This is a genomic window from Halosimplex rarum (assembly GCF_047715405.1).
Lineage (GTDB): Archaea > Halobacteriota > Halobacteria > Halobacteriales > Haloarculaceae > Halosimplex > Halosimplex rarum.
In genome coordinates, this window is the sequence record NZ_CP180412.1 from 3799608 (window position 1) to 3816810 (window position 17203).

The window sequence follows — 17203 nt, forward strand, 5'->3', positions numbered from 1 at the left end:
TGATAAAATCGGACGAGTCCAGCGAAGGGCGTCGGCCTACCCCATCACTTCGAGGATGAGCGCGACCGTCCCGAGGGAGGCGAGTGTCGTGGCGAAGACGTTGAGCGAGGCCAGTTGCGAGTCGCCACCGAGTTCGGTCGCGTAGACGTACGTCGAGACGGCCGAGGGCATCCCGAGCATGACGACGACGGCCGCGGCGGCGGTCGCGTCGACGGCAAGCAGCGTGAAGATGACCCACGCGAGCGCGGGCATCAACCCGATCTTCATCGCGACGACAGAGCCAGTCAGCCCGTAGTCCACGTCGGCGTCGACCACCTGGAGCGAGGCGCCGACGCAGAGCAGGGCGATCGGGAGGGCGAACTCCGAGACCCAGCCGAGCCCGGTCGCCACGGTGCCGGGGACGCCCAGCCCCGCGGTCGAGAACGAGAGCCCGGTGACGAGCGCGATCAGGACCGGGTTCGTGACGACGCCGCGCAGTTCCTGGGTGGCGTCGGCGTCGACGTCGTTGATCGCGATGAGTGCGAGGACGGTCAGCGGCGTCTGGACGAGCACGCCGATGCCGAGGACGACGGCGGCGGTCCCGCTGGCGGCGCCGCCGAGCGTCGCCTCGACCAGCGGCAGGCCGAGGAAGCCGAGGTTCGAGTGGTACGACTGGACCATCGCGACGCTGCGGCGTCCCCGCGAGGCGCGCCGGCGGTGGACCAGCCACGCGAGCCCGATGACCGTCGCGAACACGAGGAGCACGCCGCCGACAAGTGCCGGCGAGACGAGTTCGCCCAGCGCCCGGTCGTACGTCGAGGAGAACACGAGCGCCGGGAGCGCGACGTAGAACGCGGCGTCGTTGAGCCAGCCCGTGCGCCGCTCGTTGAGGACGTCGGCCCGCCGGGCGGCGACGCCGACGCCCAGCAGCACGAGCAGATAGCCCAGCCGCACGAACACCTCCATGTCCTGTCCGAACCGATCTGTCCCTTTGAGCGTTCGGGTTCGAGCGCGTTTCGCCGGCAGCGGTCGCGTGCTATGCGGTATCGTCCACCGGCCAGTTCACCGGAGGGCGTCTTTGCGCTCCTGCTCGGAGAGGTCGACCCCGCCGGCGACGTGGCGGCTGCACCGCTCGCACTCGTAGGAGACGCCACCGCTGTCGTAGGTCCGGATCGCAGACCCGAACAGGAAGAAGGCGTCTTTCTGCCGGCGGGTGATGACGGCGTCGGCGCCCTCGCCGCAGTTGGGACACCAGTCCTTGTCAGGCGCGGGCTCCTGCCAGGTGATCCGGTGGCGTCCGAAGGTGGTCCCGCTGTGGGCCTCCTCCTTCGAGGTCTGGATCACCGCCTCGGGCGGGAGCGGGTCGGCGTCGAGGGCGTTGTCGAAGCCGCTCTCGGACGCGGTCGTCGCGGAGACGTACGGGCCGACGCTGACGCGGTTGTCCCGGCCGACGAAGAAGACCGTGACGTCGAGCCCGCGGCCCTCGATGCGGACCTCGTTCTCCCAGCCGACGACGTACACCGTCAGGTCGTGTTTCGCGTCGGTGACGGTGACCTCGTTTTTCGCGCCGCGGACTGCCACGCCGTCTCGTGGGTCGACGGCGTCGCGCGAGTGGTTCCAGCCCGTCACCGTCGCGTCGTAGCCGTCGGGCGAACCGGTCGGCGCGGCGGCGTCGTCGTGGAAGACCTGCTCGGCGCCCGCCGGGTCGAGCGTCTCCGCGGCGTCGTGGGCCACGAACACGTCGTCGACGCCGCTGACGACGACGTCGCCGTCGACGTCCTCGACGTACCCGTCCTCCAGGTCGCCGGTCACCTCGGTTGCCACGCGGGCCTTCTCGCTCACGCCGTCGCCATCTCCCTGGCTCGCGCCGTCGCTGTCGCCGTCCGGGACGTCGGTGAATACGTACTCGACGTCGGCCAGCCGGAGGGTCCCCGCGACCGCGTCCGGGCCGACGAAGACGTCCTCGGCGCCCCGGAGGCCGACCGGTGTCGCGTGACTCCCGGCGAGTCGCACGTCGCCGGAGTACTCCTCGGTCCGCGCGTCCCATGTGTCGCTCACGTGTGATGAACTCCGTTACCCCGCCCCTACCGGGGGTCGGTACTTGAAAGCCTCCCAACGCGACCGCCGCGAACGAGCCACTCGGCTGAAACGATAATATAAAGATACTTGTCGAGGGCGATCCGCGCTACAGGGTATGCAGCGCCGACGCTTCGTACAGGGGAGTGCGGGATTGCTGGCCGGACTGGGACTCGCCGGATGTCTCGGGGGGAACAACTCGCCGCCGCCCCGACGAGCCGACGTCTTCGAAGACGTCTCTCTCCAGGAGACGACGTTGCAGATCCAGCTGCTCCCCGACGTGGAAGTCGAGTCGCGCCAGGAGAACCAGGGAAACCTCGACGCGGGCGGCGCGGCCGCGTCGCTCGCGCCGATCGGCGTCGCCAGCGCGGCCAAGGGCGCGGGCGGCCGCGGGACCGGCGGCTACTCGTCGGCGCCCAAGCACTCGCGCCACGGCTGGGCGATCTGGCACGGCGGCTCCTACTCGGACGACTGGCGCGACGACCACCGCGACGAGATCCGAATGTACGACGCCACCGTCGCCACGCTCGGCGTCTCGTACCTGGGCAGCGACGACAGCTACGAGAACGACGCACCTGGCCCGGGCCCGGGGGACGTTTCGTGGGACAAGACGTGGGAGAACCCGGAGAACGGGGCGGAGACGACCGTCGACATCGGTTCGATCTCGCCCGGGAGCAGTCCCAGAGAGGGGTGGTACCGCGTCGGGACGGAACTCGTCTCCCGGGACGGGTCCACGGACTTCGGGTGGCAGGCCGTCGACTTCGAGATCGACAACGACCTCGGCGGCTGGCGGACCGACAAGGCCTGGTACGTCAAGCCCCGAGTGTGAGGGTCTGACCGCCGATGGCCCGTGACAGCGACGACGCCCGCGGTGACGGCGCGACGCCGGAGGCGAGCCCGGACGGTTCGTCCGGCCGCGCTCCAGGGACGTGCCGCCCGCAGACCCGAGACTCGGCCGCGGAGCCGTCGCTGTCGTCGTCCGGGAGCGGCGGAACGCCGTCAGGGCCAGTGGCGATGGCCGACGGGGGATCCGCCTCCGCCGCCCCGGCCTCCGCGACGGCGGTCGTCACCGACCGGCGCGTGCTGCTCGGGCTGACCTTCGTCGTCGCCTTTTGCTCGATCGCCTACGAACTCGTCTACTCGGAGCTGCTGACGGTCTTCTACGGCGGGACCGTCCTCCGCTACTCGATCACCATCGGCCTCTACCTCTTCTCCATGGGCGTCGGCGCGTTCCTGTCGGCGCACCTCGACGACCCCGACGCGAACTTCCTGCGGACGGAGGTGTACCTCGCGTTCGCGGGGCCGGCGGGCGCGGCCTTCGTGATAGCCCTGAACTCGTTCCCGGACGTCGCCTTCCCGCTGAAGGGACCGGTCACGCTCGCGCTCTCGCACGGGCCGATCCTGCTCGTCGGGCTGCTCTCGGGGTTCGAGATCCCGCTGCTCAACGACCTCGTCGAGCACCGCGAGGAGACGCTGTTCGCCACGCTCGGCGGCGTCTACCCGAGAAAAGTCGTCCGGGGCGTGCTCAGCGCGTTCTTCTCGGTCTCGGAGGCCGAGGGGCGGTCGTTCTCGGAGGTGCTGGGCGTCGACTACCTCGGCAGCCTCGCGGGGACGGTCGTCTACGCGCTCGTCCTCTACCCGCGCTACGGGCTCGTCGTGACCGTGCTCGTCCTCGGTCTGCTGAACGCGCTCGCGGCGCTCGCGTTCGCGGTGTGGTCGGCTCGCGCACCGATCTCCCGCGGCGCCGACCGGTCGCTCTCGCTCGCTCGCTGGCGCGGCGTCGTCCTCGCCGGCCTGTTGCTGACGGGCACCTACGGCGGGCTGGTCGCCAACGCCGGCGCCGTGGACCAGGCGGTCACCGGGGCCTACATGGGCGACCGCATCGAGAGCGAGTACCAGCCCGGGAAGGCCGAGGTCACGGTTACCGGGTTCGAGCGGACCGCCTACCAGCGGATCACCACCTACCAGCGCGACGTGGCGGGCAACGCCGGCACCGAGACCTGTCTCCGCCTCGACCAGGCGATCCAGCTCTGCGACGGCTGGGTCGACTCCTACCACAGCGGCCTCGTCGACGTGCCGATGTCGGCGTATCTGGACGGGTCGGGCGCCGTCTCGGGCGGTGACGAGTCGAGTATCGCGCCGGCGGGTACCGAGTCGAGCGCCGCACCGGCCGGCAACGCCTCGTTCGACGTGCTGCTCGTCGGCGGCGGCGACTACATCGCCGTCGACCGGCTGCGCGACTACAACGTGAGCGTCGACCAGGTCGACATCGACGGGGAGTTCCTCGATTACTCGAAAAACGAGTCGGCGTTCGCCCGGTACCACGACGACGCCTACGAGTACGACCGCCTGAACACGACCGTCGGCGACGCCTACCGGTACCTGCGCCACACCGACGAGCGCTACGACCTGATCCTGCTCGACGTGCCGGGCGCCCGCAGCGACGACTCGCTGGCGCTGTACTCGACGGAGTTCTACCAGCTCCTGCGCCAGCGCCTGAGCGACCGGGGCGTCGTGGCGACGTGGGTGTACTCGCGGTACTACCACTCCCAGCACCGCGCGGTGTACGTCAACACCCTCCGCGAGGCGGGTTTCGACCGCTATCTCCCCTACTCTGTGTACGAGGACCCCGACGGCGACGACGAGCTGGAGCGCGGCGAGCGTTTCTGGCTCCTCTCTGACGGCCCGCAGCCGGTCCCGAACGTCTCGCGAGCGCGCAGCGACTACCTCGGCGCCGTGGCCGAGCGCTACGAGCGCTGGGAGTGGCGGGCGCTGCCCTCCTATCGCAACGTCGAGCCGAACAGCGTCTTCGACCCCAACTACGGCGTGATCGTCGACCCATGACCGAGAACACCCTCCACTTCGTCCACAGTACCGGCCCGCCGACCAGCGACGTCCGCGTCTTCGACTCGCTCACGCGCCGCTTCCTCGGCACCGAGTTCACCTTCCGCGTGATCGGGAGCTCGCACTACGTCAGCGCGCCCGCTTACGACTTCCACGAGCTGTCCTCGTGCGAACCCGTCGACTGCGACGGCACGACGACCCTCCGACTCGACGGCGCGACGACCGCCGACGAGCGCGCGGACGCGGCGTCGGCCGCCGACACGGGGCCGCGGCGGCGGATCGAGTACGCGACCGACGGACTGGCCTGCGCGACGGTGGTCGAGCGCCGACCGCTCGCGGCCTTCCCGGCGGAGGCGACGTTCGATCTGGTCTACTGGTTCGGCGACGACGCCGTCACGACCGTCGACGTCCGAGCGGACGGCTACGAGACCTACCACACCTACCCCGAGTTCGACCTCGCGCTGTACACGCGGACCGTCTTCGAGACCGTCCCCGGTGGCGCCGTCGCCGGTGACGGCGTCGATCACGGGGCCGACGGCCGGACCGACGACGGCGCCGATCGGCCGGGACAACCGACAGACTGACCGATTTCCGGCGACGGGCCCGCCCCGTCGCACAGCAGTACCTTTTTACTCGGGGGTTCCCCTGTGAGGAGATATGACAGAGAGGCGGCATGGGGGTGCCGACGAGACGAGCGGCGGCGATGCGGGTCCCGACGATGCGGACGCCGGAAGTGCGAGCACCGCGGCCGAGGTGATACGGGCCGATCGGGCGGCAACGGAGGGCGTCGACGCGTCCGTCCTGCACCTCTCGCCGGCGGAGCGCGAGGAGCGGGGGATCACCGACGACGAGGTTCGCGACGCGTTCCTCGCCGTCGCCCGCAACGGGGACGCCGACCAGAAGGACCTGCGCGGCGTGACGTTGCCGGCGCTCGACCTCGACCGGCAGACCGTCGAGGGGACCGACCGGCATCCGATCGACCTGCGCGACGCCACGATCGAGTCGCTCTCGGCGACGTTCGCGACGATCCGGCTCCCGATCCGGCTGGAGGGCGCGACCGTCGGCGACCTGACCTTCGACGAGTCCCACGTCGAGGAAGCGCTGCTCGCCGACGGGGCGACCGTGACGGGTGACGTCTCGGCGTTCGAGACGGAGTTCGCAGGCGACGTGGAGTTCGCGGACGCGACCTTCGAGGGGCGTTTCGACGTCGACGAGTCGACGTTCGCGAACGACGTGAGCTTCGACGGCGCGACGTTCGCGGGCGAGGTGGAGGCGCGGGCCGCCGAGTTCTACGGCGACTCGAACCTGCTCGACGACAACACGAGCTTCACGGGCGCCGCCTTCGAGGCGCGAGCGGACTTCCGGCAGGCCGAGTTCGGTTTCACCCACTTCGAGCGGGCGACCTTCGCCGCCGAGGCGGACTTCCAGGAGGCGGCGTTCGACGGCGACGCCGAGTTCGACGAGGTCGTCTTCGAGGGGTTCGCGGACTTCGACGAGGCCCGGTTCGACGGCGACACCGGCTTCGCCGACGTGGACTTCCGCGGCGACGCCGACTTCCGGGGCGCCTCCTTCTCGGGCCGCGAACGCGCGCTCGACGAGGACGCGACCTTCGCCCGGTCGACCTTCGCTGGCGAGGCCGACTTCCAGCACGCCCGGTTCCGGTACGTCACCTTCGAGGCGGTGATGTTCTCGGGGCAGGTCCACTTCGAGGAAGCGCGGTTCACCGCCGACGCGGACTTCCCCGACACTCGATTCGCGGGCGAGGCCGACTTCGACGAGTCCCGGTTCCACGAGGACGCGGACTTCTCGGCCGCCGAGTTCGCGGACCGCTGCGTCTTCCGCGGGGCCGAGTTCACCGGCGGCGCCAACTTCCTGGAGGACGACCTGTCCTTCGAGGGCGCGCACTTCGGCGACGACGCGGACTTCCACAACGCCGAGATCACGTCGGCGAACTTCGAGGACACCTCCTTCGGCGGGCAGATCGACTTCAGCGGCGCCGTCTTCACCGACCGCATCGACTTCGAGGCGACGCAGGTCGCCGAGGACGCCTTCGTCGACTTCACCCGCGCGAAGATCAAGAGCGGCCGCATCGCCCAGCCGGCGGAGAAGTGGGTGCGCTACGATCTGACCCTCGCCAGCCTCGGCGACGTCGAACTGGTCGCGGCGGCCGACGGGGACTACCGGCGGCTGCTCGATTTCTTCCGCTTCTGCCGGACGGAGTTCACGGAGTTCGACGGCCACGAGTTCGACTTCAGCGGCCACCGCCAGTACCTCGACCGCAACGCCTGGGCCATCCACGAGTTCCACGAACCGCCCGGCGCCGACCCCGACTACGCCCTGGAGATGACGCCCGAGGTGATCGAGACGACCTATCTCAAGGCCAAACAGAGCGCCGCGGCCGTCGGCGACATGAAGGTCGCCGGCGAGTTCCGCGTCAAGCGCCAGCAGTTCAGCCGGAAGGAGAACCTCTCGGTCGTCCGGGACTCGTCGGCGCCGCTGTGGACCCGTGTGAAGAACCTCGGCCGGGCGACCGAGAACTACTTCCTCGGGATCACCTGCGGCCACGGGATGCGCCCCATCCGGATCGGGTTCGCGTTCGTCCTCGCGCCGCTGCTGTACGTTCCCTTCTACGCCTTCGGCGGCGGTCCCTTCCGGACGGCCGCCGGCCAGCTCTCCGTCGGAGCGGCGCTCACCCCGGAAGGGCTGGCGACGCTCTTCGACGTGGCCCGCTTCAGCTACGTCTCCTACACGACCATCGGCTACGGCTTCCTCGGGCCGGAGGGCCGCGCGGCCGAGGTGTTCGCCGCCAGCGAGGCGTACCTCAGCGTCGTCCTCTCGGCGCTGCTCGTCTACGCCCTCGTCAAGCGTTCGGAGATGTAACGCCGCCCGCTCGTCGACGGTGTCGTCCCGCCGTCACAGCAGTTCGGCGACGAACTCCCGGTAGTCCCGCTCGACCTTGTCCTCGATATTCGGCGTGACCCAGCGGGACACCCAGGTCATGTTCGACGCGAGGAACACCAGCCGATGGAGCCGGCGCCGCTCCGCGAAGCCGTCGGCGGACGGGAGTTCGGCGGTCTCGTCGTACCCCTCGTACAGCGCGGTCCGGATGCGCTCGCGCCGCTCCGAGTCGAACGAGTCCGTCCCGCAGAAGCCCTGCTCGGCGCAGACGAGTTCGTACTCGGGATGGGTCGTCCGGGCGAGCCCCCAGTCGAGCAGTCCCGTTACCGTCCGCGACTCGCGGTCGACCGCCAGGTTCCCCGGATGGTGGTCGATGCGAGCGATCACCGGCGTCCCCGAGAGGTCGAGACCAGGGCGCCGTCGGTCGATCGCCTCCCGGAGTTCCGGCACGAGGTCGCCGAACCGGGTGGATTCGAGTCGATCCAGCATCCACTCCGCGGTCGCCGGGAGCCGGGACGCCCAGGTGTCGTGCGGGTCGTCGAGCGCCAGCCCGTACTCGCGGGCGAGTAGTCGCGCCCCGCCCACGTCGGCCGGGTCGACCCGCTCGGCGTCGACGACCGGACCGTAGCCGTCGAAGGCGTCGAGTCCGTGGACCTCGCCGAGCGAGCGGCCGACCTGTCGGACGTACGCGACCATCTCCTCGTCCGGGACCGCCGACGCGTCCGTCGGCAGCGCTTTCCCGTCGATCCGCTCCATCAGGAACAGCGGCGTCGGTAGGTCCGGGTGGTCGTCGACGACGCCGTACACCTCGGGGACTGGCACGGACGTCTCGGCGCCGAGCAGTCGGAGGAGCTTCGCCTCGGCGGCGAGGTTCCCGCCACCGTCCTCCTCGTCGGTCGCCTTGAGGACGCACTCGCGGACGCCGTTGTCCGTCTCGACCGTCACCGCGACCGTCTCGTTGCCGCCGTCGTCGATCGCGATCGCTTCCCCGACTCGCCAGCCCTCGTCGACGGCGGCGACCATCCGCTCGACCGCGGCGTCGCCGGTCTCGTCCCCCTTCGAAACCTGTTCGTCTGCAGTCACATCTCCGTGGACTCAGTCCCGCCGGATAGGTCTTCGGACGGGACCAGCCCGTCCGTGACCTCGCGTCTCAGTGCCCGCGGTCGTGGGGGTTCAGCTCGGTCCCGTAGTTCTCGGCGTGGTCGGTGTAGTCGATGAACCGCGGCGCGTCGGGGTCGAACGGCCGTTTTAGCGAGTCGAAGGCCTTCTTCTTGTCCCAGGACTGCAGGCCGCCGATGGCCGACCGGTCCTCCAGGTCGTGGTAGTCCAGGTCGTCCTTCGTCAGGTTCCAGGCGTCCAGGCCCTGCTCGGTCCGGACGATCACTGAGGAGTACTCGTCGCTGGAGCCCACGGAACCGACGGTCAGGTCGGCGCAGTAGCCGGTGAAGTCGGCACACTCGTCACAGCCCTTGAGCGCGGCGTCGTGGAACTCCTCGACGTCCTCGTCGACGATGAGTTCGCCCTCGTGGTCGTAGGCCATCATCCGGCCGTCGAGGACGTCCATCTTGCCCACGTCGGCGAGGTCGATGTCGCGCTCTTCCTCCAGTTTCTCGCCCATGAGCTTCTGGTAGTTGAAGTTCTTCGTGCACATCAGGGCGATGGCGTAGTCGATGGCGCGGACGCCGTCTTCCTGGCTGGCGTAGTCCCACTCGAAGTCCTGCAGGGCGCGGATGCCCTCGATCTCGCAGGGCGTCCCGACGAGGGCCAGCGAGGCCTCATCGACGGGCACGTCGAGTTTGTGCTCCCACTGGCCCAGGTCGAGATTGCCGAGCGCCATCGTCTGGTTGTAGAAGCTCCCGGCGTTCTCGATGCACTCCTCGGGGGTGGTGGCGAGGAACGACTCGGCCTTCCAGGGCTCGTCGTCGCTCTCGGTGGCGATGAGCGCGCCGTCGATCTCGCCCTCCTCGAGGAGTTTGCAGAGGACGGCGGTGACGAGGCCGCCGTCCTGGGCGTTCTCGCGCCAGTCCTCGTCGACCTTCGCGGAGAACTCGGTGATGGGGTCGCCGGCGCCGGAGACGTTGTCGTCGCCGCCGGTGATCTTCCACTGGCGCTCGTAGCGCAGGCCGCCGCGGGGGCAGAAGTCCCAGCACATCGAACAGCCGGTGCACATCTTGACGAGTTCCGGCAGGCCGTCGTCGCCGATGCCGATGGAGTCCGAGGGGCAAGAAGCGACGCAGGTGCCACACTGGATGCAGCGGTCTGCGTCGATGACGCCCTCGTCGAGCTCCATGAACCACGTCTTGTCGTCCGGCGTCTCGATGTCGTTCATCCGCGAGCGGATCTCGTACGAGGGCGTGTCGAGGGCCAGCTCCTCCTCGCCGGGCCGCTGGACGCGTCGGTCGGCCGGAGTGTCGTAGACGTCCTGGCTCTTGCCCTCCGCGGGCTTGGTGAACTCGACGTTCCGGAGCTTGCCGTTCTCGTCGACGTTCGCCGGCGTGGCTCCGCCGTCCGGTACCGCCGTCGATCGACCGGTGGCGTCGCCGTGCGAGTGACCGCGCTCGGCGTGGCCGCCGCAGCCGCAGGAACTCCCGCAGCCGCAGTCGTCCGCGTCGTCGCTGCGACCAACGTCGGGGACGCCGGGCATCGGCTGGTCCCGCCCGCCGTCGGTGAGCAGGCGGTCCGAGTCCAGTTCGACGTCGTCGCTGCCGTCTCCCCGGTTGCGCCCTCCTTCCGCCAGTTCCGGTGCCACGTCCGCCGGCACGACTTGACTGCACTCGTTGTCGCGTCGCCTCTCGTCCTGAGGGCGCTCCCACGGGCGCTCAGTCGCCATGCGCGACACCTCCCGAGACGTTGGCGTCGGCCCGCTGCATGATCTTCCGCAGGCGGTTGTTGCCGACCCTGCGGCTCCACTCGTAGAACCGCTCGCCCTCCTCGCGCTCGTCGACGTAGGCCTCGAACAGCTCTTCGATGGCGGGGATGACCGCTTGGGCGGGCACGGCGTTCTCGACCCAGTCGAGGAACTCGTTGTCCGCCCCCAGCGAGCCGCCGAGGCCGAAGTCCATGCCCTCGACGATGTTGTCGCCCTCCTCGTTGGTCGTCGTCTCCGGGTCGTCGACGTTGACCGTCTCGCCGCGGAAGCCGATGTCGGCGATCTGCGGCTGGGCACAGGAGGCCGAGCAGCCGGACATGTGCATTCGGACGACGTCGAGGTCCTCCGGCGTGTCGATGCGCCGGTCGAGCGCCTTCGCCCAGCGGTACACCCGATTTTTCGTCTCGATGATGCCGTAGTTGCAGAACTCGGAGCCCGTGCAGCCGACGGCGCCCCGCGAGAACGGCCCGGGGTCGTGTTCGTACTTGCGGGCGAACGGCTCGTTCAGCAGATCGCCGAGGTTCTCCTCCGGGATGTGGGTGATGAGGAAGTTCTGGTCGGTCGCGAGGCGGATGGATGCATCTTCGGTGCCGTACTGCTTCGCCGCGCGGGCGGCCTCGGCGAACTCGTCGCCGCCCATGCGACCGGTGATGACGTTGAAGCCGACGTACTTCAGCCCCTCGCCCTTCTGGTCGTGGACGCCGACGTGGTCGCCGGTGTACCCCTCGGTGAGGTCGACGCCCGCGTCGGGCAGGTCGACCTCGCAGCGCCGGCGGACGGCCTGTTCGAACTCCTCGGTGCCCAGCTGTTCGACGAGGTAGCGCATCCGGCAGACGCCGCGGTTGTTGCGGTCGCCCAGTTCCTTGAACGTCTGGGCGATGGCGCGGCAGAACTCCACGGCGTCGCCCGGCGGGACGAACACGTCCATCTGGGTGGCCATCCGCGGGCCGTCCGAGAGACCGCCGCCGACCTTGCAGTGGAAGCCGTAGATCTCCTCGCCGTCCACTTCCCTCCGGGCGGGCGTCATGCCCACGTCGTTGATCTGCGACTGGCCGCAGTCGTGTTTGCAGCCGGTGATGGTCATCTTGAACTTCCGGGGCAGGTTGGCGTACTCGCGGTTGCCCGTGAAGTAGTCGGAGACGGCGTCGATGACCGGTTGCGCGTCGAAGCACTCGTGGCCGTCCAGCCCGGCGGCGGGGCAGCCGAGGACGTTCCGGGCGCCGTCGCCGCAGCCCTGGATCGTCGTGAGCCCGACCTCGTCGTAGGTGTCCCATATCTCGGGCACGTCCTCGACCCGGATCCAGTGTTTCTGGATGTCCTGGCGGGTCGTGATGTCCATGAACGCGTCGCCCCAGATGTCGTTTTGCTCCTCGCCGCCGTACTCCTCGGGGGCGACGGCGTACTCCTCGGCGACCTCGCCGATGACCTCGGCCTGCTCGGGCGACAGATAGCCGCCCGGCACCTTGGTCCGCATCATGAAGTAGCCCTGCTTGCGGCCGTGGGAGTACATCCCGGCCCACTTGAGCCGCTCCCACTCGCCGCTGCCGGCCCGCTCCTCGATCTCCTCGAACGAGAGACCCTCTTCGGCGTACTCCTTGACGTCCTCGACGACATCCAGCGGGTGTTTCTCCTGTTTGTGCTGCTCGACCGTGTTCACAGCGGATCCCCCCGAGTTACCGAGGCGCGTGTGTCTGTCCCGTTCATGAGTGAAAGTTCACGCGACGATCGCGTGGGTGTGTATCACACTGTCCCCCATTTCCCTGTAACTCCCCGTCACGGACAGGTCTGCCACGACTGCGGGAAAGCCCCCATCGGTTGCCGCTATCTGTGATGATCGGCCCGGGCGACTGTCGCTCCTGCTTCACCTGCAACGGCCCGGCGGCTCCGGTTCCCGAGGGGGCTCCCGCGGATGCGGCGTCATTTGCCGACGATCGCGCGAATCCCCCTCGTTTCGGCCTTCCGTTCCGGATCTGACGGTTTGGCGGGATCCGTGATCCGGAGATATTTGTCGCCTTCCGGCAGTGACGGCGAGGGGTGCGTGCATGGGGGCCTTTATACCGAGTCGGGCCTTGGAACTGAACAACCAAATGACCGACACGGCAAACGTGCAGGCAGGAGAGACGGCGCAGGTCGAATCGGACGACGAAGAGCGCGAGGTCGACACCTCGCACCTGGACGACGTCGAGGACGGATGCGGCTGCGCCGAGGTGTGGGAGCACCTCTCCGACGAACGCGACGAGTGACGCACGCCAGGCGGGGCTTTATTCTCCGGCGAACCAAAGCGACGGTATGACCGTCATCGGCGAGTTCACCGTTCCAGCGACGGCGTTTCTGCTCGGCGACGCGCTCGGTGCTGTCGGCGGAACCGTCACCCTCGAACGGATGGTCGTCGACGGCGAGCAGGCGGTGACCCCGTACGTCTGGGTCGCGTCGGCCGACTTCGAGGCGTTCGAGACGGCGCTCCGCAGTGATGCCTCGGTCAGCGAGTTCGCCGTCGTGGAGGACCACGACGACGAGCGCCTCTACCGGGTGGAGTGGGAAAGCGACGGGACCGACCTGCTCGCCGCCCTCGACGACGTGGCCGCGACGGTGTTGCACGCCGAGGGCGGGGACGGCGTCTGGACCCTCCGCGCCCTGTTCTCCGACCAGGCGTCGGTCTCGTCGTTCGACGACCGATTTTGCGCCGCGCGCGAGGGCGTCGAACTCGACCGACTATACCGCAGCGACGACCCCTCGTCGTACGGGAAGTACGAGGTGACCGAGAAGCAGCGCGCGGCGCTGACGGCGGCCCGCGAGGCCGGCTACTTCTCGGTCCCGCGGGAGTGTTCGCTCCAGGACGTCGCCGACGAACTCGGCGTCTCGCGCAACGCGGCGTCGGCGCGTCTCCGCCGCGGACAGGAGGCGCTCGTCGGGCACACGCTGGATCACGATCATCGCGACCGGCCTCCCTCCTGACGGGGCTCGACCGCGTTCCCGCTCGACCCGGCACTTAATACCCGTTACCTGTCACACCGAGGGATGACGGTCGTCCCGGCCCTACGCGGTATCGGTGGAACTCTTCGTGCAGCGACCGCGTCCGGCGCGACGGTCGCACCAGTGGAGGAGTGAGTATGAATCGTGAACAGCAGTCCAGCGACGGGGGCGCACGCGGACCGCCCGGCGGGACGGACGCCGTCTCCGTCGCCGTCGTCGAGCGACTCGCGACGGCGAATGAGTGCGAGCCAGACGCGATACCGCCGCTGTATCGCTCTGTCGACCCCGACGCGCTCGAACGGCTCGTCGGTGACACGGGCGGTGGCGGCGGACTCGCCCGCATCTCGTTTTCGCACGCCGGTTACGACGTGACGGTCTCCGGCGATGGCCGCGTGACGGTCACCGAGTGAACAGCCGCTGACGGCGCGAACCCAGCGGACAGGACCGACTCACTCCTCGCCGAGGAGTCGGTCGACGATCTCCTCGGGGTCGAACCGTTCGAGGTCGCCGTAGTCCTGCCCGGTGCCGAGAAAGAGGATCGGCTTGCCGGTGACGTGCGCGATCGAGATGGCCGCGCCGCCCTGCGGATCGGCGTCGGCTTTCGTCAGCACCGCGCCGTCGATCGCCGCCGCGTCGTCGAACTCGCGCGCGCGGTTGACGGCGTCCTGTCCGGCGACCGCCTCGTCGACGAACAGCGTCAGGTCCGGATCCGTCACGCGGTCGATCTTCGAGAGCTGGTCCATCAGCCCGTCGGAGGTGTGGAGCCGACCGGCGGTGTCGCCCAGCACCACGTCCACGTCGTGGGCGTCCGCGTACTCGATGGCGTCGTAGATGACCGCCGCCGGGTCCGAGCCCTGCTCGTGGGAGATGACCTCCCTGTCGAGGGCGTCGGCGTGTTGCTGCAGTTGCTCGTTGGCGCCCGCGCGGTAGGTGTCGCCGTTGGCGAGCACCGACGAGAGCCCCCGTTCCTCGAAGTACCGCGAGAGCTTCGCGATGGTCGTCGTCTTCCCGACGCCGTTGACGCCGGTGAAGACGATCACGACGGGCTTGTCGGCCTCGGCGACCCGCTCGTCGAAGTCGAACTGCCCGACGCTGATGACGTCGTACAGCGCCTCGCGGAGCGCGTCGCGGACGAGATTGCCTGTCGAGGACAGCCGCCGGCGGGTCTCGCCGACGAGGTTCTCCTCGACGCCGTCGAGAATCTCCTGGGCGACGCCCATCTCCACGTCGCTCTGGAGCAGGGCGATCTCCAGGTCGTCGAGGTGGTTCTCCAGGTCGTCCTCGTCGATGACGGTCTTCCCGGTCGCGAGGAGCTTCGCCCGCTCACCGAGACTCCGACCGTCGTCGTCGGAGTCAGGCTCGTCGTCGTCGGAGTCGGAGTCAGGCTCGTCGTCATCCGCGGACTCGTTGCCGTCCGCGGACTCCTCGTCCGTCGCTTCGCCGCCTTCGGCGTCGTCGGCCGTCGGCTCGGCTTCGGCCTCGTCTTCTTCGACCGCGGGTTCGTCAGTGTCCGGGGCGGTGTCGGCGTCTGGCTCGGCGGACGCGTCGCTCGCTTCGGCGTCGACCGGTTCGGCCCCGGCGTCAGCTGTTTCTGCCTCCGCGTCGGCCGCCTCGGTGTCTTCCGGCGCTTCCTCGACCGCTTCCTCGTCGACGTCCTCCTCGACGTCGTCGCTGAAGCGGCCGAGTTTCTCTTTCAGTCCGTCGAACATTGGGCCTTACTCGTCGTCCTGCTGCTGTTGCATCTGCTGCATCTGCTGCATCTGCTGCTGTTGCATCTGCTGGGCCTGCTGTTCGAGCTCCTGGCTCTCGGTCTCCAGCTCGGCGATGTCCGAGCGGATCTCCTCGATGCGCTCGTCGAGCGTGTCCTGCTTGTTCTCGAGGATGTCGATGGCGTCGTTCTGCTCCTGCTCGGCCGCGTAGCCGGCGCCGAACTCGACGATGACCTCGTCGATGTCCTGGACCTCGGCGCGGACGTACGCGTCGCCGCCCAGCGGGACCTGAACCGTCGAACCGGATTCGAGCGCTTCGATGGCCTCGATGGCCTCGTTCATCTCCTGTTTCTCTTCCTGCAGTCCGCTGATCTCGCCTTCGAGGGCCTCGATCTGCTCCTCGATCTGCTCGATCTCCTGTGCGAGCTGCTGCATCTGCTGCTGGGCGCCGCCGCCGCCACCGAGGCTCATGCGTCGACCCCCTCAATCTCGACCTGCGTGCGCTTGAGCCCGTGCTTCGAGCCGAACTCGGCGAGGACGTGCTCGCGCGCGACGTTCTCGTTCTCGGCCTCGATCTCCTTCTCGAAGGGCTGCCAGCCGTCGCGGGCGCTCCACTGCCCGGTGACTGTGAATTCACTCATGTGTCCCGCTGGGAGAGCGAGCGGGAAGTACCTTCCGCAACGGAGTCTCCGCCCACCGCGACCCGGCCGCTCCCGGCGTCTCCCGACCGGCACACCGCCCCGTTCGAGCGCGCTGTCCGGTCGGTCCCCGATCTGATGCCGAGATAACAGTTATGTGCGGGCCGCGTGAACACGTGGGTATGATCGGGGCCTCGACGATATTCGGATTGCTGGCGAACGACGCCCGGCGGCGACTGCTGTTGCTGCTGCGCGAACACGAGACGGTACAGGTGCCCGACGCGGTACTGGAGCGCAACCGGGAGTCGCCGGAGGCCGAGTCGGGTACCGGCGGGCCCGGAGGGCCGGACTCGCGGCGTCTCACGGAGGTCCGGCTGCATCACGTCCACCTCCCGAAACTCGCGGAGGCCGACGTCGTGGAGTGGCACCGCGACCGCGACGTCGTCACGCGCGGCGCGCGGTTCGACGACGTCGAACCGACGCTGGCCGTGCTCGCCGAGAACGCGTCGAGACTGCCGCAGAACGTGTTCTGACGCCGGCCGGCCGACGTCAGTCGATGTACCCGAGGGCGGACTCGATGCGCCCCAGTTCCGGGCCGGTGGTGTCCTGGCCGACGACGTAGCCGTAGTCGTTGGCGACGAGGCCGGAGCCGACCAGCGGCGCGCCGTAGTTCACGGTGCCGATGTCGGCGGGCACGTCCAGCAGGTCCTCGAGGAAGTCCAGTTCCGCATCGGTGGCGTCCGGGTGGCAGAGGACGCCCGCGTTCGTGGCGACCGCGGCCGTTCCGACGGTTCGCGAGCCCGCGAGCACGCCCTGCTCGACGGGGACGCCGAGGGCGTCCTCGACGGCGCGGACCGCCTCCGCGGAGAGGTCCGGGTGGACGTAGGCGCCGTTGTCGTTCGCGAGGACGACGTTCCCGGCGGCGTTGATCCGGCCGGGGAGTTCCCCGATGGAACTACCGGTCGCCTCGGCGATCCGGTCGCGCTCGCGCTCGCGGACGCGGCTGCTCACGAGGAGGCCGTTGCCGTTGCCGGTCGCGAGGGCGCCGACGGTCCCCGACCCGCCGACGGTCGTGGGGACGACGGGGACGTCGAGCTCCTCGCCGAGGTCCTCCAGGAGGTCCTCGTCGACGTCGGGTCGCACGAGGAGACAGTCGTCTGTCGCCCGTGCGAAGACACCGACGTACGCCGAACCGGAGAAAGCCGCGCGGAGCAAGT

General features: G+C 69.3%; 17 protein-coding genes. 8 read left to right on the forward strand and 9 right to left on the reverse strand.

Annotated elements, in window-relative coordinates:
* Positions 1 to 36: 36 nt before the first annotated feature.
* Together ACMGFH_RS18190 and ACMGFH_RS18195 are read right to left on the reverse strand one after the other, a co-directional pair.
* Positions 37 to 945: an AEC family transporter gene (locus ACMGFH_RS18190; RefSeq protein WP_415379898.1), complete on the reverse strand. Its 909-nt coding sequence runs from the start codon at positions 943 to 945 to the stop codon at positions 37 to 39.
* Positions 946 to 1041: 96 nt separating this feature from the next.
* On the reverse strand, positions 1042 to 2037 hold the full coding sequence (locus ACMGFH_RS18195; protein WP_415379899.1) for a hypothetical protein: 996 nt from the start codon (positions 2035 to 2037) through the stop codon (positions 1042 to 1044).
* 136 nt (positions 2038 to 2173) lie between these two features.
* On the opposite strand from ACMGFH_RS18195, the gene ACMGFH_RS18200 reads away from it, so the two are divergent.
* The 4 genes from ACMGFH_RS18200 (at position 2174) to ACMGFH_RS18215 (ending at position 7779) form a co-directional block, all read left to right on the forward strand.
* On the forward strand, positions 2174 to 2884 hold the full coding sequence (locus ACMGFH_RS18200) for a hypothetical protein (RefSeq protein WP_415379900.1): 711 nt from the start codon (positions 2174 to 2176) through the stop codon (positions 2882 to 2884).
* Positions 2885 to 3069: 185 nt separating this feature from the next.
* Positions 3070 to 4899, forward strand: a complete 1830-nt coding sequence (locus ACMGFH_RS18205) for a spermidine synthase (RefSeq protein ID WP_415383279.1) — start codon at positions 3070 to 3072, stop codon at positions 4897 to 4899.
* Positions 4896 to 5483, forward strand: a complete 588-nt coding sequence (locus ACMGFH_RS18210; protein ID WP_415379901.1) for a hypothetical protein — start codon at positions 4896 to 4898, stop codon at positions 5481 to 5483. Before ACMGFH_RS18205 ends, ACMGFH_RS18210 begins: the two co-directional genes overlap by 4 nt.
* A 73-nt stretch (positions 5484 to 5556) precedes the next feature.
* A complete protein-coding gene (locus ACMGFH_RS18215; RefSeq protein WP_415379902.1) occupies positions 5557 to 7779 on the forward strand; it encodes a pentapeptide repeat-containing protein in 2223 nt (740 codons plus the stop codon).
* 33 nt (positions 7780 to 7812) lie between these two features.
* Here ACMGFH_RS18215 and ACMGFH_RS18220 read toward each other — a convergent pair whose 3' ends face one another.
* The 3 genes from ACMGFH_RS18220 to ACMGFH_RS18230 all read right to left on the reverse strand — a co-directional run bounded on the left by ACMGFH_RS18220 (position 7813) and on the right by ACMGFH_RS18230 (position 12323).
* On the reverse strand, positions 7813 to 8880 hold the full coding sequence (locus ACMGFH_RS18220) for a phosphotransferase family protein (protein ID WP_415379903.1): 1068 nt from the start codon (positions 8878 to 8880) through the stop codon (positions 7813 to 7815).
* A 67-nt stretch (positions 8881 to 8947) separates the two neighbouring features.
* Positions 8948 to 10627 (reverse strand): Coenzyme F420 hydrogenase/dehydrogenase, beta subunit C-terminal domain, encoded by a 1680-nt coding sequence (locus tag ACMGFH_RS18225; RefSeq protein ID WP_415379904.1) that lies wholly within the window; start codon positions 10625 to 10627, stop codon positions 8948 to 8950.
* Complete coding sequence (locus tag ACMGFH_RS18230; protein ID WP_415379905.1) at positions 10617 to 12323, reverse strand: nitrite/sulfite reductase; 1707 nt, start codon at positions 12321 to 12323, stop codon at positions 10617 to 10619. The genes ACMGFH_RS18225 and ACMGFH_RS18230 overlap by 11 nt, the downstream gene beginning before the upstream one ends.
* A gap of 430 nt (positions 12324 to 12753) precedes the next feature.
* Between ACMGFH_RS18230 and ACMGFH_RS18235 the strand changes: the two genes are divergently transcribed.
* From ACMGFH_RS18235 to ACMGFH_RS18245, 3 genes are all read left to right on the forward strand, one after another.
* Positions 12754 to 12909 carry a hypothetical protein gene (locus ACMGFH_RS18235; protein ID WP_415379907.1) on the forward strand — a complete coding sequence of 52 codons (156 nt, stop codon included), beginning with the start codon at positions 12754 to 12756 and terminating at the stop codon, positions 12907 to 12909.
* Between the two features lie 46 nt (positions 12910 to 12955).
* Complete coding sequence (locus ACMGFH_RS18240; RefSeq protein WP_415379908.1) at positions 12956 to 13621, forward strand: bacterio-opsin activator domain-containing protein; 666 nt, start codon at positions 12956 to 12958, stop codon at positions 13619 to 13621.
* A 155-nt stretch (positions 13622 to 13776) separates the two neighbouring features.
* On the forward strand, positions 13777 to 14049 hold the full coding sequence (locus tag ACMGFH_RS18245) for a HalOD1 output domain-containing protein (RefSeq protein ID WP_415379909.1): 273 nt from the start codon (positions 13777 to 13779) through the stop codon (positions 14047 to 14049).
* Positions 14050 to 14088: 39 nt separating this feature from the next.
* On the opposite strand, the gene ftsY is transcribed toward ACMGFH_RS18245, so the two are convergent.
* From ftsY to rpl18a, 3 genes are read right to left on the reverse strand one after another with little or no spacing between them, the layout of a single operon-like run.
* Entirely contained in the window at positions 14089 to 15348 is a 1260-nt protein-coding gene (gene ftsY, locus ACMGFH_RS18250; RefSeq protein WP_415379910.1) for a signal recognition particle-docking protein FtsY, read from the reverse strand.
* Positions 15349 to 15354: 6 nt separating this feature from the next.
* Entirely contained in the window at positions 15355 to 15819 is a 465-nt protein-coding gene (gene pfdA, locus ACMGFH_RS18255; protein ID WP_415379911.1) for a prefoldin subunit alpha, read from the reverse strand.
* Positions 15816 to 15989 (reverse strand): 50S ribosomal protein L18Ae, encoded by a 174-nt coding sequence (gene rpl18a, locus ACMGFH_RS18260; protein WP_415379912.1) that lies wholly within the window; start codon positions 15987 to 15989, stop codon positions 15816 to 15818. Before rpl18a ends, pfdA begins: the two co-directional genes overlap by 4 nt.
* Positions 15990 to 16168: 179 nt before the next feature.
* Between rpl18a and ACMGFH_RS18265 the strand changes: the two genes are divergently transcribed.
* Positions 16169 to 16519, forward strand: coding sequence for a hypothetical protein (locus ACMGFH_RS18265; RefSeq protein ID WP_415379913.1), 351 nt, complete (start codon positions 16169 to 16171; stop codon positions 16517 to 16519).
* Between the two features lie 16 nt (positions 16520 to 16535).
* Here ACMGFH_RS18265 and ACMGFH_RS18270 read toward each other — a convergent pair whose 3' ends face one another.
* Entirely contained in the window at positions 16536 to 17201 is a 666-nt protein-coding gene (locus ACMGFH_RS18270; RefSeq protein ID WP_415379914.1) for a translation initiation factor IF-6, read from the reverse strand.
* Positions 17202 to 17203: the final 2 nt, after the last annotated feature.

Bases quoted from the DNA above. Each gene is read 5' to 3' on its own strand.
- ACMGFH_RS18190 (WP_415379898.1), bottom strand. From the start codon at position 945: ATGGAGGTGTTCGTGCGGCTGGGCTATCTGCTCGTGCTGCTGGGCGTC.
- ACMGFH_RS18200 (WP_415379900.1), top strand. From the start codon at position 2,174: ATGCAGCGCCGACGCTTCGTACAGGGGAGTGCGGGATTGCTGGCCGGA.
- ACMGFH_RS18205 (WP_415383279.1), top strand. From the start codon at position 3,070: ATGGCCGACGGGGGATCCGCCTCCGCCGCCCCGGCCTCCGCGACGGCG.
- ACMGFH_RS18210 (WP_415379901.1), top strand. From the start codon at position 4,896: ATGACCGAGAACACCCTCCACTTCGTCCACAGTACCGGCCCGCCGACC.
- ACMGFH_RS18215 (WP_415379902.1), top strand. From the start codon at position 5,557: ATGACAGAGAGGCGGCATGGGGGTGCCGACGAGACGAGCGGCGGCGAT.
- ACMGFH_RS18225 (WP_415379904.1), bottom strand. From the start codon at position 10,627: ATGGCGACTGAGCGCCCGTGGGAGCGCCCTCAGGACGAGAGGCGACGC.
- ACMGFH_RS18235 (WP_415379907.1), top strand. From the start codon at position 12,754: ATGACCGACACGGCAAACGTGCAGGCAGGAGAGACGGCGCAGGTCGAA.
- ACMGFH_RS18240 (WP_415379908.1), top strand. From the start codon at position 12,956: ATGACCGTCATCGGCGAGTTCACCGTTCCAGCGACGGCGTTTCTGCTC.
- ACMGFH_RS18245 (WP_415379909.1), top strand. From the start codon at position 13,777: ATGAATCGTGAACAGCAGTCCAGCGACGGGGGCGCACGCGGACCGCCC.
- ftsY (WP_415379910.1), bottom strand. From the start codon at position 15,348: ATGTTCGACGGACTGAAAGAGAAACTCGGCCGCTTCAGCGACGACGTC.
- pfdA (WP_415379911.1), bottom strand. From the start codon at position 15,819: ATGAGCCTCGGTGGCGGCGGCGGCGCCCAGCAGCAGATGCAGCAGCTC.
- rpl18a (WP_415379912.1), bottom strand. From the start codon at position 15,989: ATGAGTGAATTCACAGTCACCGGGCAGTGGAGCGCCCGCGACGGCTGG.
- ACMGFH_RS18265 (WP_415379913.1), top strand. From the start codon at position 16,169: ATGATCGGGGCCTCGACGATATTCGGATTGCTGGCGAACGACGCCCGG.